The organism is Planococcus sp. S3-L1 (assembly GCF_030063085.1).
Taxonomy (GTDB): domain Bacteria; phylum Bacillota; class Bacilli; order Bacillales_A; family Planococcaceae; genus Planococcus; species Planococcus kocurii.
Genome location: NZ_JASISN010000006.1, coordinates 15,088 through 32,949, shown reverse-complemented (window position 1 = coordinate 32,949; position 17,862 = coordinate 15,088). Strand labels below are relative to the sequence as shown.

11 protein-coding genes and 1 other RNA gene are annotated in these 17,862 nt (G+C 40.8%); 10 read left to right on the top strand and 2 right to left on the bottom strand.

What is annotated here, in order from left to right; translation table 11 throughout:
• Positions 1 to 14: 14 nt before the first annotated feature.
• Both QMF37_RS08000 and recU read right to left on the bottom strand, forming a co-directional pair.
• Complete coding sequence (locus QMF37_RS08000; protein ID WP_071154473.1) at positions 15 to 2,690, bottom strand: penicillin-binding protein 1A; 2,676 nt, start codon at positions 2,688 to 2,690, stop codon at positions 15 to 17.
• Between the two features lie 34 nt (positions 2,691 to 2,724).
• Entirely contained in the window at positions 2,725 to 3,336 is a 612-nt protein-coding gene (gene recU, locus QMF37_RS07995; protein ID WP_078080509.1) for a Holliday junction resolvase RecU, read from the bottom strand.
• A gap of 324 nt (positions 3,337 to 3,660) precedes the next feature.
• Between recU and QMF37_RS07990 the strand changes: the two genes are divergently transcribed.
• From QMF37_RS07990 to QMF37_RS07945, 10 genes are all read left to right on the top strand, one after another.
• Positions 3,661 to 4,029, top strand: coding sequence for a YppE family protein (locus QMF37_RS07990; RefSeq protein ID WP_058385072.1), 369 nt, complete (start codon positions 3,661 to 3,663; stop codon positions 4,027 to 4,029).
• Positions 4,022 to 6,292, top strand: a complete 2,271-nt coding sequence (locus tag QMF37_RS07985; protein ID WP_283477712.1) for a DEAD/DEAH box helicase — start codon at positions 4,022 to 4,024, stop codon at positions 6,290 to 6,292. Before QMF37_RS07990 ends, QMF37_RS07985 begins: the two co-directional genes overlap by 8 nt.
• Positions 6,293 to 6,298: 6 nt before the next feature.
• Positions 6,299 to 7,546 carry a ribonuclease H-like domain-containing protein gene (locus QMF37_RS07980; protein WP_071154472.1) on the top strand — a complete coding sequence of 416 codons (1,248 nt, stop codon included), beginning with the start codon at positions 6,299 to 6,301 and terminating at the stop codon, positions 7,544 to 7,546.
• A 64-nt stretch (positions 7,547 to 7,610) separates the two neighbouring features.
• The gene (gene gpsB / locus QMF37_RS07975) at positions 7,611 to 7,904 is read left to right on the top strand and encodes a cell division regulator GpsB (protein WP_058385075.1); all 294 of its coding nucleotides are present in this window, start codon (positions 7,611 to 7,613) and stop codon (positions 7,902 to 7,904) included.
• A gap of 48 nt (positions 7,905 to 7,952) precedes the next feature.
• An RNA gene (gene rnpB, locus QMF37_RS07970) (RNase P RNA component class B) lies at positions 7,953 to 8,332 on the top strand.
• 260 nt (positions 8,333 to 8,592) lie between these two features.
• The gene (locus QMF37_RS07965; RefSeq protein WP_071154471.1) at positions 8,593 to 9,726 is read left to right on the top strand and encodes a THUMP domain-containing class I SAM-dependent RNA methyltransferase; all 1,134 of its coding nucleotides are present in this window, start codon (positions 8,593 to 8,595) and stop codon (positions 9,724 to 9,726) included.
• Between the two features lie 53 nt (positions 9,727 to 9,779).
• Positions 9,780 to 11,687, top strand: coding sequence for an ATP-dependent DNA helicase (locus tag QMF37_RS07960; protein ID WP_058385077.1), 1,908 nt, complete (start codon positions 9,780 to 9,782; stop codon positions 11,685 to 11,687).
• A gap of 53 nt (positions 11,688 to 11,740) precedes the next feature.
• Complete coding sequence (locus QMF37_RS07955; RefSeq protein ID WP_283477706.1) at positions 11,741 to 13,246, top strand: carboxypeptidase M32; 1,506 nt, start codon at positions 11,741 to 11,743, stop codon at positions 13,244 to 13,246.
• A 178-nt stretch (positions 13,247 to 13,424) separates the two neighbouring features.
• Positions 13,425 to 14,183, top strand: a complete 759-nt coding sequence (locus tag QMF37_RS07950) for an SDR family NAD(P)-dependent oxidoreductase (protein ID WP_071154470.1) — start codon at positions 13,425 to 13,427, stop codon at positions 14,181 to 14,183.
• A gap of 97 nt (positions 14,184 to 14,280) precedes the next feature.
• Positions 14,281 to 17,862, top strand: coding sequence for a dynamin family protein (locus QMF37_RS07945; RefSeq protein WP_283477703.1), 3,582 nt, complete (start codon positions 14,281 to 14,283; stop codon positions 17,860 to 17,862).

Genomic DNA, 17,862 nt, shown 5'->3' with positions numbered 1-17,862 from the left:
TGAGGTGGGTTGTTTTAGTTGGAGTCGTCTTTATCTTTATCTTCGTCTTTATTATTGTCATTGCCATTAGTAGCATTGTTGTTTTCACTATTATTGGCAGCCGGTTTTTCGCTTTCTTCTTCTTCAGTCGGATCTTCTGGAACATCAATTGGATCTTCTTCAACGGCTGGTTCCTCTTCCTCGACTGGTTCTTCTTCAGCGGGTTCTTCCTCGACTGGTTCTTCTTCGACCGGTTCTTCTTCAACCGGTTCTTCCTCAACTGGCTCTTCCTCAACTGGCTCTTCTTCAACCGGTTCTTCGACTGGCTCTTCTTCAGGTTCTTCAGGTGCAGCAGCAACTTCAACTACAGTCGATGCAGGATCGCTTCGTTGCGTGCTGTTAACGGCTACAACGCTAAAGGTATAGCTTTTCCCTTCTTCAAGGCCATTAAATGTATAAGACTGGCTTGATGAGGTGCTAAGAACTGAGCGAGAGCCATCAACTTCAACGGACACTTCAAATGATACATCGTCATCTCCGTAATTCCAAGACAGTTCAGCTGATTGATCTTTGACTTTAGCGCGTAATCGAGTGGGGGTATCTAAATCTTCCACGACATAGCGTTGTGATACTGAATTTGGTTCCGTACCACGTGCAAACAGTTCAGAACTTCTTAAGTTATACGGTGTAAAAGCACTGGCCAATTTTAATGGATCCGAGCCTATTTCAACGACTTGTTCTGTAACCGAATCCGGCTGTTCAAAACGAGCTGTTTCAGGTGATGAAATTTGTGACATTACATTTTTGAATAAACGTTGAGATAATAGTCGTTCATTTGATGCGGTATCGATAGGTGTTTTCTTTGAAGGATAGCCGCTCCAAACAGAAATGGAGTAGTCTGTCGTATAGCCTGCAAACCAAACATCTGGTGCCGAACTAGAGTCTAAACCGTACTCTCCAAGTTCTTTAGCAGAATAGTTAGTTGTTCCAGTTTTACCGGCCATGTCCAGACCGTTAATCGCCACTTCTTTACCGGTAGAGCCCGGCACATTCAAATCGACAACATCTCTAAGCATATCCGTTACCATGTATGCAGTACTGTCTTTCATGGCTTGTACCGGTTCGGGTGCAACGACTTGTTCGGTTGAGCCGTCACGGAATACAATTTTCTTAATCGTATGAGGCTTAATAAAAGAACCATCATTACCAAAGGCAGCAAACGCTCCTGCCATTTCTACTGTTGAAAATTCAGCTGAACCCAGTGCAGAAGACTCAAAAATATTATCCATTTCAAGTCCTACATTTTTCATGAATTTTCCAGCATCTTCTGTTCCGACTTCTTGTAGCGTTTTAATAGCAGGGATATTACGCGAACGGTAAAGTGCTTCGCGGATAGTCATAGTTCCAAGAAATTGACCATCAACATTGCGAATTTCTTGACCATCTTCATAAGAAGAAGGTTCATCTACAATTGTTTGGCCAGTAGACCAGTCCAAGTATTCGATAGCAGGACCGTAATCCAATACTGGTTTAATAGTAGATCCGACTTGACGGTCTTTCGCAATCGCGAAATTATGTCGCACATCGCCTGAGTATTCACGTGCTGCGCCGACCGCGCTGATACCACCTGTTTTGGTATCTACGACCGTCATAGCAGATTGAACTTTATCATCGAAAAACAAATCAGATGCCATTGTTTCGTTTACTTTAGTTTGAACGTAAGGTTCTAAAGTGGTGTAAATTGTCAATCCATCACCAAGTGAATAATCGCCTTCTAATGCTTCGAGTTCATCCTCGACCATTTCCATAAAGGCCGTATATTCAGTGTTTGCCGTTTGAGGCTGGCGTTGATCTTCAGGGACCAATGAGTCTGCCAGAACTGCCGTTTGAGCTTGTTCTTTTTCTTCTGTGGTAATTTTCCCGTGTTGTTCCATTAGGCTTAAAACGATATTCCGTCGTTCTTCAGCACGTTCAGGATTTGTGAATGGGTTGTAACCATTCGGACTTTGCGGCATTCCTGCAAGTAACGCAGATTCAGCAAGTGTTAACTCGTTAAGGGGTTTGCCGTAAAACGTTTCAGCAGCTGTGCCAAAACCGTAAATATTACCAGACATCAGAATTTTGTTGAAATACATCTCAAATATCTCTTCTTTTTCATATTCTTGCTCTAGTTTATAAGCAAGATATGCTTCTTGTGCTTTTCGTTTCAAGGTTTTGTCATTCGTTAAAAAAGAGTTTTTAATAACTTGTTGAGTGATGGTACTAGCTCCCTGTGAGCCGAAGCCTCCAGTAATGTTGGCAATGACTGCACCACCCAGTCGAATGACATCAATTCCCGAATGTTTATAGAAGCGATTGTCTTCAGTTGCTAAAATAGCAGCTTCCATCGTTTTTGGAATATCTTCATAATTGACATATTCACGGTTTTCAGCAGTAATATAAGGGATTTCTGTTTCGCCATCGGCTGCATAGAATGTCGGGCTAATAGGATCACGCAATAATTCTTCATCAAGTTCAGGTGCGCTGCTTGCGTAGAACGCAAAGAGAGAGGCGCCGAACACAAGTCCTGCTAATCCTATGACAACGATCGCCAGTAGAATACGCTTGATCCATGTTATTGCGGGAGATTTCTTTTTCTTTTTGTTATTGGTCTTTTTTTGGCGTTCGATTGCTTTTCGGCGTTCTTCACGCGAAATTTGTTTATCACTCAAAATCGGTTCCTCACTTTCATATAAGTAGTACTAGTTAAAATTTTTTTAGAAGAGGCAAATAATTAATGCGTGGAAATGCTCCAGGTATTATTTCAAATGAAGTTTCTTCTATTTCCTGCAAAGTAACCGATTTTCTTCCACCTGTGATCATCCGATTCCAAAAAAATTCAAGTTCTTTAAAAGGCATAATAAAATATCGTTGCCAAGAAGAAAATCGGATGATCATAAATGCAGTTCCAGCTTGTTTAACGACTTGAGACATGTGATGAATTTGATGATCATGAATATTCTTCAACGGGAAAGAAGTTTTGTTTTCGGTTTCTTTAGCTTCAAAGTCAATATATCGTCCATTCCAAACGCCATTGTAATCTGTCGTAGACGGAGCTTGGAAATAAGCTTCTCGAATAACAGCGGCACTTCTGGATGGATATTCTACTTTGACAATCTGAAGCGGCACTGGTTTTTTATGGATGACCGCTAACCCCAGCTGAAGATAATAATCATTGGTTTCATTTAATTCATCTTCTAATGTTTTACCACGGTTACTAAAGGAAAAATCTTTTTTCTTTTTGGGGGTCCCGGTTTCTTTAGTAGCTGAATTTTTTGACGGAACAAATTTTTTTCCGTTCGGGTAATTGATTGCCATTGTGATACACCTCGCTTACTCTATCATATCACAAGCGTTTAGACGACTGATATGATGAAAGGTTTCACCAAGTCGAAATCTACCACTTCAGGTTATGTGAAGCAGTATAGAGACGCGAAGAATAGGATTAAGCGAATGACGCCAAAGTGAAAATCCCAGAAATGGATTCGCAAAAAAGCAACAAGTGAAAACAAGTGGCTAACTTATTCTATTCTATCAATACCAGATTTTTTGACTGGATTCAACAGGAAAGAATGTCTGTTCGATAAAAGTCGTGTCGTTTCAGTGAATATGATAAACTAATGGCAATGGAGGGATTGCAAAATGACAGTTAGAGAACTCTCTTCTACATTATTTGATGAATGTGGAAAATGCTTAGACCGCTTTTATGAAATGCGTGAGATGGATGCGGTTCCTGATTTTTACGAAGACGTTAAACCCTATGCCGATTTCTGGCACGGAAAAATAAATGAGTGGCAAAAAGAATCGTTGCTGTATATTCAGCAGGAGCGGCCAAAATATGTTCATAAGCCTCAAATTGATACAGCGGCAGAAGGCATGACACAGTTTTTCGTTCAAAGCTTTTATAAAGAAACAAGTAAGAAACGCTTTATCCAAACCATTCAAGCCGCACAGTATACGCTGCAGACTTTTATATTAGCCATTGACGAAAAGAGCACTAAACATGATTAAGCGAAAAACGCTACCTGTCTTAATGGAAGAGTGGAAAACACAACCGGACATGATGGAACGTATTGTCCATTGGCATACGAGACAAGAAAAACCGGCTCGATATGCCGACTTTCCACCGGAGATGCACGCTAGCTTGAAAGCAGCTCTTCGGAAGAAAGGAATTGAGCAATTGTATACGCATCAGCGACAAGCATTCGATTTGGCGACGGCAGGCAAGTCGTTTACGGCTGTTACCCCGACAGCTTCAGGTAAGTCTTATTGTTATCATTTGCCGGTGCTGCATAAAATTTTAAATGATCCGGGTGCGCGAGCGTTGTACTTGTTTCCAACAAAAGCATTAGCGCAGGATCAGAAAAGCGATTTGCATGATTTAATTGAGAAAACAGAAGAGGCGATTTTATCCTATACGTACGATGGAGACACTTCACCAGCGATTCGAACAAAGGTCCGAAAAGCTGGGCAAATCGTGATGACGAACCCAGACATGCTGCATTCCGCTATTTTGCCGCATCACACAAAATGGGTATCACTTTTTGAAAATCTTCATTATATAGTGATTGATGAACTGCACACGTATAAAGGCATTTTTGGGACACATGTAGCGCATGTCATTCGGAGGCTAAAACGGATCTGTGAGTTTTATGGCAGCAATCCGGTTTTTATTTGTACATCTGCTACAATTGCCAACCCAAAAGAGCTAGCGGAAAATTTGACGAACAGTTCACATGAGCTGATTCACCAAAACGGTGCACCTTCTGGAAAAAAACATATTGTTTTTTATAACCCGCCGATTATCCACCCAACTTTTGGTGTCCGCAGAAGTGCCATACTAGAAGTACGAGATCTTGCTACTCATTTGATCAAAAATGGCATTCAAACCATTGTCTTTGCGAAAAGTCGTGTACGTGTAGAGATGCTGGTTACTTATTTACAAGCCGTGACCAAAATGAAACTGCAAGATGATTCAATCAAAGGTTACCGGGGGGGCTATTTGCCGACAGAGCGGCGGGCGATTGAAAAAGGATTGCGTGATGGGTCCATTCAATGTGTCGTGTCTACTAATGCATTGGAACTTGGCGTGGATATTGGTCAGTTGCAAGCGTGTATCATGACAGGCTATCCGGGCAATATTGCTAGTGCGTGGCAACAAGCGGGACGAGCGGGACGTCGTCAAGATGAGTCGCTCGTTATTTATGTCGCACAGTCGACTGCACTTGATCAATACATCATTAATCATCCAGAATATTTACTCGATCAGTCACCAGAAGAAGCGCGTATCCATCCAGAAAATATGATTATCTTAATGGATCATTTAAAATGCGCTTCTTTTGAATTGCCATTTCGAATCGACGACCAGTACGGAGAATTTGAAGTTCAAGAGCTGCTCGAATATTTGCAGGAAGAAGGTGTACTCGTCCGTACATCAAATCGTTGGCACTGGATGAGTGATCGTTTCCCAGCGCACGATATATCGCTGCGCTCTGCTTCACAGGAAAATGTCGTCATCATCGATCAGTCTATTCCTGCAGATACACGTGTAATTGGAGAAATGGACCGTTTTAGTGCGATGACATTATTGCACGAAGAAGCCATTTATCTGCATCAAGGTACTCAATTTCAAGTAGAAATTTTAGACTGGGAAGAAAAGAAAGCCTATGTCAGAGAAGTCGACGTCGATTATTTCACAGATGCCAATTTAGCAGTAGAGTTAAAAGTGATGAGTGAAGATAAAGACAAGGAAATGAATGGTTCAGAAGTGTTTTATGGTGATATTGCGGTACTTGCAATGCCAACGATTTTTAAGAAGATCCGTTTTGATTCGCATGATAACATTGGTTCTGGACCAATTTCCTTGCCGCCAGAAGAACTTCACACGTCGTCAACGTGGTTGAGTTTTGCGAAACCGGAAGACTTTACAGAAGCAGAGTTATCAGACACAATGACCGGAGCAGCCTATGCGATCGAGTCATTTATTCCTATATTCGTTCAATGCGACCGCCGCGATGTCCATGTTGTGCCCCAAGTAAAGTCACCACATAACGATAGACCGTCTTTTTTTATACACGATTCTTATCCGGGTGGTATTGGGATCAGTGAACGAATTTACGATCTGTGGCAGCCGTTGCTTGATAAAGCCCAGCAACATGTCTCAGAATGTCCATGTCTTGACGGATGTCCATCGTGCATCGGTGCACAAGATGCAGCCGTCAGTATGAAAGGCCATGTGATTCGACTGTTGAATGAGCTTCGCAAAGAGAGGTGAAGACAAATGTCGTTTGAAAACAAACTTCTCCAAATGAAAGGCATGCTAAAAAAGAAGCCTGTAAAAAAACAGACGGATAAAGCAGCAGAACGGCCGCTCAATGAAGATAAGTGGAATGGAATTGGACTAGAACTTGTAGAAAACAAATTTGGATTTGTCTTTCGTAAGAAGATTATTTATCCGTTTGACACCAAGCATGGTTCAGTAATTTTGAATGAACTTGAGCTCGTCTTAAAGGCATGGGAGAATACAGATTTTGATCACCCTTTTAAGTTGAGCAAACAGGATCCGCTTGTCTTTTTTGACACAGAAACGACAGGCCTTAGTGGGACCGGTGCTTATATTTTTTTAATTGGTTTGTTAGTTAAGCGCAATGATCATTTTGAAATGATGCAATACATTATGCCAGATCCTTCCCACGAAGCGGCGTTTCTCTATGAAACAGGGTTGTGGAAAACGGACGATCCGATTATCTTTTCCTATAACGGCAAAAGCTTTGATTGGCCGCAACTGACGTCTCGTTGGACCATGCACAGACAAATTTTGCCGAAGTTGCCGGTGCCACGTCAAATTGATTTGTTTCACGGTACAAAACGAATCTGGAAAAATGAATTGGCCCGCATGAAGCTGAGCACGATTGAAGAAGAAAAACTGGGCTTTACTCGACAAGGCGATGTGCCTGGCTATTTAATTCCGGCTATTTACTTGGATGCCGTCAAAAGTGGATTTCCGGACGGTTTAGCAAAAGTTCTTTATCATAATGAATTGGATATTTTATCGCTGGTGTCGTTATATGTTGTGTCTTCTAACTTATTAATGGAAGATTTGGAATCGGAAACAAGTGGTGCTTATACAAATATTGGTAAATGGTATGCAGACTTAAAGCAATTTGATCAAAGTGCCGCATATCTCGAACATGTCACCGCTGAAAGAGGGGCATCTTCAGCTTTAGCCCGTTATCTTCTAGCAATACAGAAAAAACGAGCGGGTCAGTACGAAGAGGCGGTCCAACTTTTTAAAGAAGCAGCACCTCATTTGCGTGGCAGTATCGAAGTAGAAGCGTGGATTCATACGGCAAAACTGTATGAACATCAATTACGCGATTTAGAGCAGGCCATTATCATGGCAGGATTTGCAAAACAGGCAAGTGAACATACGCATGTGCGACAATCACTCGTTATGGATATTGTCAAAAGACAGTCACGTTTAGAAGAGAAAAAGAGAAAAAAGAATCCAAAAAATGAAGAAGACTGAGCACGAAAAAACTACCTTATGCTATACTTAGCATAAGGTAGTTTTTTATGGAAGGGCGATTAAAATGGAAAATAAATTTACGTCTAAGGACATACTAGAAAAAGATTTTAAAACAGCTATGCGTGGCTACAATCAAGACGAAGTCGATCATTTCTTGGATGAAGTCATTCAGGACTATGAAGCTTTCTCAAAACGAATCGAACAACTTCAAAATGAAAACAAACGTTTACGGACGGAATTGGAAAATACTCCAAGAAAACAGGCGACACCGGCACCAGGTACTACAAATTTTGATATTCTACGACGCTTGTCTCATCTAGAAAATCATGTATTTGGCAACAAATTAGACAATAACTAAAACAATTGTTTTATTGTGATGAGTAGCGTATACTTAGTAAGCCATTTGAAATTCTGGCAATCGCTCTGGCGTTTTCGCTGGAGAGGAAAGTCCATGCTCGCACGGTTCTGAGATGACCGTAGTGATCGCGCTCAGTGAAACAATAAGCTGAGGCAGCTAGCAATAGCTGACGGCGGGTAGAACGCCTAAGTCTTCGGATACGGCCTAAATACCCTGAAGGTGCCACAGTGACGGAGCTGTATAAGAAATTATACAGGTGGAACGAGGTAAACCCCGTGAGCGAGAAACCCAAATTATGGTAGGGGCACTTTTCTGAAGGAAATGAACTGATGAAGAGGCAGACGTAAGTTTGCAGATAGATGGTTGCTGTCCACTAGTACGAGGTGCAAACCGCTTGAGTACGTGGAAACAAAACATGGCTTATAGAATTTCACATGGTCTTAAAATGCTTATTAAAGGCTCTCCTGTCAGGGGAGCCTTTCTTCATATTATGAGATGAATGCTTAGTAGAAATTTATAGATTTTCTGCTGTTTAATTTGATGCCTATCGAAAGGCGCTTATTATTAACTGGTACGATAAAAGATCATAGTACAATTTAAGATTTTACAAACACCTTATAAATCGATAACGCTTTAATGGTAAACAAAACAAACACTGAAATAGTGAACAACTGGAGAGGGAGTCATTATGACAACATTTAAATTGCTCGCAACAGCTGCAATGGGCCTTGAGTCTATCGTAGCTAACGAAGTAAAAGAATTAGGCTATGAAACAGAAACCGAGAACGGCAAAGTATTTTTTGAAGGAAATGAGCGAGATATCGCTAAAACCAATTTATGGTTGCGTACGGCTGACCGCGTGAAAATTATTGCCGGTGAATTTAATGCTTACACGTTTGATGAGTTGTTTGAACGCACAAAAGAAATCGAGTGGGAGAAATTTCTGCCACTCGATGCTGAATTTCCAGTTCAAGGGAAATCAGTAAAATCTACTTTGCACAGTGTGCCAAACTGTCAGTCAATCGTTAAAAAAGCAATTGTTGAGCGCTTGAAAAAAGCTTATCATCACAATTCATTTTTAGATGAAACAGGGCCTCGTTTTAAAATTGAAGTATCGATTTTAAAAGATAAAGTTCAATTATCGATTGATACGAGCGGAGCTGGTTTGCATAAACGCGGCTATCGTTTAGATCAAGGTGAAGCGCCTCTAAAAGAAACATTGGCTGCAGCACTTGTGAAATTGTCAAGATGGACGCCTGATCGTCCTTTCGTAGATCCATTTTGTGGTTCAGGTACCATTGCTATTGAAGCAGCGATGATTGGTCAAAATCTAGCGCCTGGTTACAACCGTGACTTTGATAGCGAAGAATGGCCATGGATTGGACAAGAAATTTGGGATGAAGTCCGTGCAGAAGCAGAAGAGTTGGCAAATTATGATCAACCCTTGAACATTACAGGGACAGATATCGATCACCGCATGCTGACAATTGCAGAAGAAAATGCTCGCGAAGCTGGATTTGCAGACTTGATTCACTTTGAACAGCGACAGGTCAAAGACTTTGTTGCAACAGAAGAAAATGGCGTTGTTGTAGGGAATCCACCATACGGAGAGCGTATTGGTGAAATTGAAATTATTGAAGAAATGATTGCAGACATGGGACGTGTCTTTGCAAAACACACAACTTGGTCTGTTTATATGCTGTCATCGATGGGGCGTTTTGAAACACTTTACGGACAACCTGCAACGAAAAAACGTAAATTATTTAATGGATTTATCCGTACGGATCTTTTCCAATTTTGGGGAGAACGTTCTAAAAAATAAATGAGACGAAACGGAAGGGCATCGGCTCTTCCGTTTCTCTGTGAGGAGAGTTTATGAGACAACCACTACCATTCCCTTTAACTAAGGATAAAACGTTCTTTGAATCACTCAATGACTGGATTGGCGATATATTTTATGACATACTGCCTGAAAAAGGTTACGATTTGCGCGATGAGCAAGTTTTTATGTCTTTCCAAATTGAACAAGCATTAAAAGAAAAATCAGTGCTGTTTGCAGAAGCAGGAGTTGGTACAGGTAAAACGATGGCTTATTTATTGCCAGCCATCGCCTACGCACGTTATACGGGCAAACCTGCACTTATTTCATGTGCAGATGAGACGTTAATCGAGCAATTGGTGAAAAAAGGCGGAGACGTTGATCGTTTAAATGATCTGTTTGACTTAAATCTCGATGTCCGGTTAGCAAAATCACGTGATCAGTATTTATGTTTGCAGCGTTTAGAAGGTGCAAAAAAGCGTAGCGATGCTGATTTTCTTTATGACATCGAAGACAGTTTGCCAGAATTTGTTAATAAGACGTTTTCCATGCAAAATACCTATCCGTACGGAGAACGCTCAAGTTATCCAGAAGTGACGGATGAAGAATGGCAGCAAGTAAATTACCACCCGGTTCAAAACTGTAATGCGTGCGATATGCGCAATAAATGCGGGCAGACTATCCACCGCAATCATTACCGGCAGGCAACAGATTTGGTCATTTGTTCACATGATTTCTTAATGGAGCATATTTGGACAAAAGAAGCACGTAAACGAGAAGGGCAAACGCCACTGCTTCCTGAATTCTCTCAAATTGTTTTAGATGAAGGTCATTTACTCGAGTTTTCTGCACAACGTGCGTTGACATACGAAGTGCAAGAAAGCACATTGCAAGATGTGACAGAAAGCATTCTTTCAGATGGCATGCGTGAGAAAACATTGAATATGATCGAGCAAACAATCGATCTTCACAATGAATTTTTCCGTTTGCTGCGCATTCACACAGTTAAAAGTGACGAAGACCGCAAAGCGATTACCAAAGATCCAGAACTAGTCAAAGTTGGAAACATGCTCGTTCGCCACATCGATTTAATGATGGAGGAATTTGTTTTTGAAGGAGAATTGTTTACAATTCCTGAATATGAACTGCGCTTAGCAGAAGAGTATTTTGAGCAATATACGTTCTCGATGCGTTTGTTTGTAGAAGAAGGCGATGCTGTAACGTGGTTAGAAATAAAAGACGAGATCGAGACATTAATTATTATGCCACGTCTTGTTACTGATATTTTGGACGAAAAATTGTTTGATGGAAAAACCCCAATTGTTTTTTCTTCCGCTACATTATCGATTCAAAAAGATTTTACTTATCTGTCAGATAGTCTCGGTATCGACAAATTCCAATCGTTTTCAGTATCGTCTCCATTTGATTACGAGGATGTTATGAAAATTTTTAAACATCCGCTAGAGCAGCAACAGAAGTTTGAGCGTGTCTATGATTTATTTAGTACGGGAGACCAAACATTGGTATTGTTTACATCGAAATTCGATATGGACAATTTTAAAAAATCTCTGCCTTTAGATCATCACTATACAATCGAGTTTGAAGGCGACCGTGAACTGTCGACGGTCGTTAAAGAATTCCAAGATGGCAAATTCCAAGTGTTGTGTTCCTATCATCTCTGGGAAGGACTCGACCTACCGGGTGAAGCATTAACGAAAGTGATTATGGTCGATTTGCCGTTCCCACCAAAAGACCCTGTTTTTGATGCGAAACGCAAATTCAGCCACAATCCGTTAGAAGAAATCGATTTACCTTTCATGCAGCTTCGTCTTCAACAAGGCATTGGTCGTTTGATCCGAACATCTAAAGATCATGGCGAAATTCATTTACTGTTAAACGAAGATGAACTGCGTGTCGAACATTTATGGGAAACAATTTTGCCAGTTCCGGCTCAAAACTTTTAAGTTAGCAGTTTTCTTATGATACACTTATTCCAACAACCATTGGAGGGATTTGTTTGTCACTTGAAAAGCAGTTTACTGAACATTTTAGTAAGATAAAAGGCTACGAAGAAGCTATTGCGTTATTGCACTGGGATATGCGGACAGGTGCGCCCAAAAAAGGAACGAAGCTTCGTTCTGAAAGCATTGGCACGTTATCAGCAGCCGCTTTTAGCCTATCGACTTCAGATGAATTCGGTGAGTTATTGTCTCTTTTGGAAGCAGAACAAGTAACATTAGATCCATTTATCCGTCGTTCAGTAGAAGAAGCGCGGAAAGAATTTGATTTAAGCAAAAAAATTCCTCCCGAGGAATACAAGAGATTTGTTGTATTAAAATCTGAAGCAGAATCCGTATGGGAAACAGCTAAGTCGGATTCGGATTTTTCGTCGTTTCTTCCCTATTTAGAAGAACTAGTTAGTACTACAAAAAAAATGATCGGTTACTGGGGAGAGAAAAACGGCAGTCCTTACAATACGCTACTCGATCAATACGAACCTGGTATGACGACTGAAATTCTAGATGAAGTGTTCGGCAAACTTCGTGAACGCATTGTGCCATTGCTGCAAAAAATTGCAGCCTCATCGAATAAACCGGAAACGGCGTTTTTATACGACTATTTTCCAAAACAAGCACAACAAGATTTCAGCCGTCAAATGCTCGAGCAGTTAGGCTATGATTTTGAAGCCGGTCGACTGGATGAAACAGTGCATCCGTTTATGACTTCTATTAATCGCCAAGATATCCGGGTAACGACGAAGTATGACGAAAATGATTTCCGAACAGCTGTGTTCGGTACAATTCACGAAGGAGGCCACGCAATGTACGAGCAAAATCTCGGAGAAGCATTGGCAGGTCTTCCTATTGAAACTGGTGCATCCATGGGCATGCACGAATCACAGTCGTTGTTTTGCGAAAACTTTATCGGACGAAATGAATATTTTTGGCAGCAAAACTTTAATTTATTGAAAGAATATGCGCCAGACCAGTTTAGCAAGGTTAATCTGACCGACTATGTTCGTGCAATCAATGAATCCAAACCATCGTTAATTCGCATTGAAGCAGACGAATTGTCATACGCACTGCATATTATGGTGCGTTACGAACTTGAAAAAGGCTTGTTTAATGGAGACCTTCAAGTAAGTGATTTGCCAGAAATGTGGAATGATAAATACGAAGAATATTTAGGTGTACGACCTACGAATGATGCAGAAGGCGTGTTGCAAGACGTTCACTGGGCGGGAGGAAGCTTTGGTTACTTCCCTTCTTATGCACTAGGGTATATGTATGCAGCACAGTTTAAAAACGCCATGCTAAAAGACTTGCCAAACTACGATGAATTATTAGCGCAGCAAAACATTGAGCCTATTCGTGAATGGCTAACTCGTCATATCCATCGTCATGGTGCCTTTAAAAAGCCAATGGATATTTTAAAAGACGTTACAGGGGAAGGCTTAAATGCAGATTATTTAGCGGAATACCTTGAAGAAAAATATTCAAAAATTTATCAACTCACTATGTAATCATCAGCCGCCGCGAATTTTCGTGGCGGTTTTTTCTTTTTTTAATCATGATAACTGGCAATGCATTCAATGTTTTTCTGCTCCACTGCTGATTGAAGTGGTTTGAAAACGCCAATTTCATATAGAACAGGACAAATAGCGAATGTTTTGATTATAATGAGAGCGGAGGCGATAAGCGATGTTAAAATCATTCAGTTTAGAAGGTAAGACAGCCATTGTTACAGGTGCTGGTAAAGGAATCGGAAAAGCGATTGCCGTGGCATTTGCAGAAGCAGGCGCGAACGTCATGTTGGTCGCCCGGACAGCAACAGATTTGCAAAACACGCAGCAGGAGATTGGCAACGATCGTACGGCTTATACGATTGCTGATATTACAAAACGTACTGAGATTCAAGCGGCAGTTGAAAAAACAGTGCAGCAATTTGGAGCAATCGACGTTTTAGTGAATAATGCCGGAATGAATATCCGTTCTTCATTGTCTGATGCAACGGATGAGGAATGGCATAAAATCATGGATACTAACGCACAAAGTGTCTTTATGTTTTCACAAGAAGCTGTTAAAAAAATGAACAGCGGCAGTTCAATCATTAATATTAGCTCAGTCGGAGGCGACCGTGCTTTGAAGACTGGCGTTATATATGCAGCTTCAAAAGCTGCCATTATTCAGATGACCAAAGTCATGGCGATGGAATGGGGACCTCAAAATATTCGTGTCAACGCGATCGGACCTTGGTATTTTAAAACGCCGTTAACAGAAAAAATTCTAAGTGATCCTGAATACTTGGATTCCATCCTAGCAGTAACACCAATGAAACGTGTTGGAGAATTACCAGAAGTAGCGTCGCCCGTAGTATTTTTGGCTTCAGACGCAGCAAGTTATATTACTGGACAAACGCTTTTTGTCGATGGTGGCATGTCTATCCACGGATTTTCATAAGAAGATCAACATCCTTCTCTAAATTGAGAAGGATGTTTTTCGTTCGCTCGTAAAAATGATATGATAGATAATAGTATGCGGAGAAGGAGATTTCTAAATGACAGTTGTTGATCATCATAAAGAATTATTTGAAACGGCCCACCTTTATCAGATTTTTAAAGATAACGAAGATACCGAACGCGAGGCCAAAGCTCATTTATTTGCAAAAAAAATCTTAAAAAATAATTTTATCATTGGCTTTGCTGGACATTTTTCCTCTGGCAAGTCATCGATGATTAATGCATTAACGGGTGAGACTTTGTTGCCATCTAGTCCAATTCCGACCAGTGCTAACATTGTTAATGTCCAAAAAGCGGATACGGATTTTGCGATTGTGAATATGCGAAACGAAAAGCCGGTTTACTTTCCTGAGAATTACGATTTTAATGCGGTAAAGGAATTTTGTAAGAGCGGAGAAGTTACGCAAATTGACATTGGGCACCAGGCTTCTGTTTTGCCAAAAGGCATCACAGTTATGGATACACCGGGCGTTGACTCAACGGATGACGCTCACCGGTTATCAACAGAATCGGCTCTTCACGTGGCAGATATGGTCTTTTATGTGATGGACTATAACCATGTTCAATCCGAATTGAATTTTAATTTCACGAAAGAATTGCAGAAATACACGGAATTGTATTTAATCGTTAATCAAATTGATAAGCATCAAAACAGTGAAATGAGCTTTGTGGATTTTCAACAATCTGTTCACGATTCGTTTGCAGCTTGGGGAGTCGTTCCTAAAGGTATTTTCTTCACGTCTTTAAAAGATTTTGAGTTTCCGGGGAATGATTTTGAACAGGTCAAGTCTTTAGTATCTTCAACTATGCAAAACTGGGAAGGTCATGTTGGCGAAGCTTCTGATTCTGCTTTAAGTCAGCTAAAAGACGAGCACATTAAGTACTTAGAAGATGAAAAAGCAGAACGTCTGGATGCATTTTCAGCTGTTCTGGATCCACAAGAATGGGAAATGCGTGAGGATTTGAAAAAAGAACATGCATTAGTATCTCGTAGAATGTCTGTACAGGATTTTGAGAGCTGGCAGGCGACATTTGAAAAGAATCGCAAAGAACTACTGGAAAACTCGAATATCATGCCTTATGAACTACGTAATGCGCTAACGAGCTACTTGAAATCTGTTCAACCGAACTTCAAAGTTGGCATGTTGTTCAGTGGCAAAAAGACTGAAGAAGAACGCCAAAAAAGACAGCAAGACGTACAAGAGCGACTTGACTCGACGGTTTCATCTCAAATTACCACTCACATAAAAAAGTTAATGAAGTCTTCGTTGAAAGATGCTAATTTATTGAGTGATAGTGAATCTTTAGCAATTGATGACATCGTCTTTACTGTGCCGTTTTCTGTTGTAAAAGAGCAAACGCCAGCAGGAGCTTCCGTAACAGGGGATGCCGTACTAAACTTTGCCAAAAGTATTTCAACGGCTGTTCAGCGTTGGTTCATTCGTGAAACGGATGGTTGGAAAAAAGCGCAAGAAGAGAAGTTTGAAGGTTTGACAGATGACGCTAACACGGAAATTGATATGAAATCACAAACACTTTCCAAAAAAATGTTGGCAATTCAAACACTTGAGGAAATGGATAGCAAAATCGATAAAGTGAAACGTTCTTATTCGGCAATGTTACCTAAACAAAAAACAGCGGCAGCAGAAAAAGTAGAACAATGGCTAGGTGAATTTGAAGTTTCCATTGAGGATATGACCGAATTCGATTCATCTATGCTTGAAAAAGACGATCAACAGCAACAGCAACAAGAACAGCAAATAAAAATAGCAGAAGTGGCAGAGTTTGACGAACAAGCTGTACTGGAGCGTGCTAATCGTACAGCAGCAGTTATTGATCCAATCAAAGGTTTTGCTGAAACGGCGGCCTATTTAAAACGTAAAGCAGGTCGTTTAGAAGGTCAGGAATTCACGATTGCTTTGTTTGGCGCTTTTAGTGCTGGGAAGTCATCTTTTTCCAACGCTTTAATGGGAGAAACGGTATTGCCGGTGTCACCAAACCCCACAACCGCTACAATCAACCGTATTCGTCCAGTCTCAGAGCAACATCCACATGAAACAGCAGATGTGCGATTAAAAACGCATGCGCAAATGACTGAAGATGTTAAAAATTCTTTCCATGCATTAGGTGTGCCAATCACCTCTCTTGATGATGCATATGCCAAGTCGTCAAAGTTACCGGAAGATACGCCGACTGAGCAACAAGTTCACAAATCCTTTATTAACGCGTTTAACAAAGGCTACCCGAATTTCAAAGATCGTTTAGGTGAGACGATCCGGACAGATCGTGAAGCCTTCGGATTGTATGTAGCAAAAGAAGAGAAAAGCTGTTTTGTTGATGAAATCGATTTTTATTATGATTGTGAACTAACACGAAATGGTGTTACGCTTGTCGATACACCAGGAGCGGATTCAATTAATGCGCGCCATACCAATGTTGCATTTGAATATATTCGTAATGCCGATGCCATTTTGTTTATCACCTATTACAACCATGCGTTTGCACGAGCAGATCGAGAATTCCTGATTCAACTTGGGCGAGTTAAAGACGCATTTGAAATGGATAAAATGTTCTTTGTCGTCAATGCTATCGATTTGGCTAATAACGTGGAAGAAAAAGACGCCGTTGTGACGTATGTACAGGACGAACTACAGCGTTTTGGCATTCGTTTCCCACGTCTGTTTGGGGTTTCTAGCCTACTGGCGCTACGTGACCGTGAGCATTCAGGAATGCCGCAATTTGAAGAAGCGTTTCAGTATTTCTTAAAAGAAGAACTAAAAGGTATGGCTGTCCAATCACTTGCAGAAGAAGAGCAAAAAGCAGTCAACCGGTTCGGCAGTTTGATCGAAGATACGGAAAAGAATTTATTAAGAAAAGATGAGCGACTTAGTGAACTTAAGCATCTTGAGCAACAGTTGCGGAAACTCTTCTCGGCATCCATTGCAAAGCTATTAGAGCGCGAAGCCTTACAGGAATTAGACGAATTGCTGTATTACGTCAATCAACGAGTCTTTTACCGTTTTAATGATTTCTTTAAAGAGGCTTTTAACCCGTCCGTTTTTTCGAACAAATCGGCACAGCAAGCACTAGATACAGCGTTACTGGATATGAATGAAATGACAGGCTTTGATTTTCAGCAGGAGTTGCGTGTCACAAATTTCCGTCTGGGTCAGTTTATCGAAAAGAAACTAGAATCGCGGTTTAAAGAAGATACGGCGAAACTAAAAGAACAAAATTCTGGATTTTCGTTTACTCCATACGAAGTGCAAGAAGCGAACTCGCTAGACATGACCAAGCCGTTTACAGAAGCAGATTATTCATCGGTAAAATCATATTATAAAAACAATAAAAGCTTTTTTGAGAAAAACGAAAAAGAGAAATTACGTGATGCGCTGCAAGCTTTGATGGAACCTGATGCGTTAAGCTATTTAGATAAAGAGAAAAAAGTACTGAGCAACTGGGCAGAATTTTGGATTGAACAAGAAGCAGAGGGATTGCGTCAGCATATTTTACGCCAAGCCGTAGACCAAATCGACTCAGAGCGGACGTTACTGCAACAATCCGAAAAGCTGGCACAGTGGAAACAATTGTATTCAAATTTGATGGACGGAAGGGTGTAG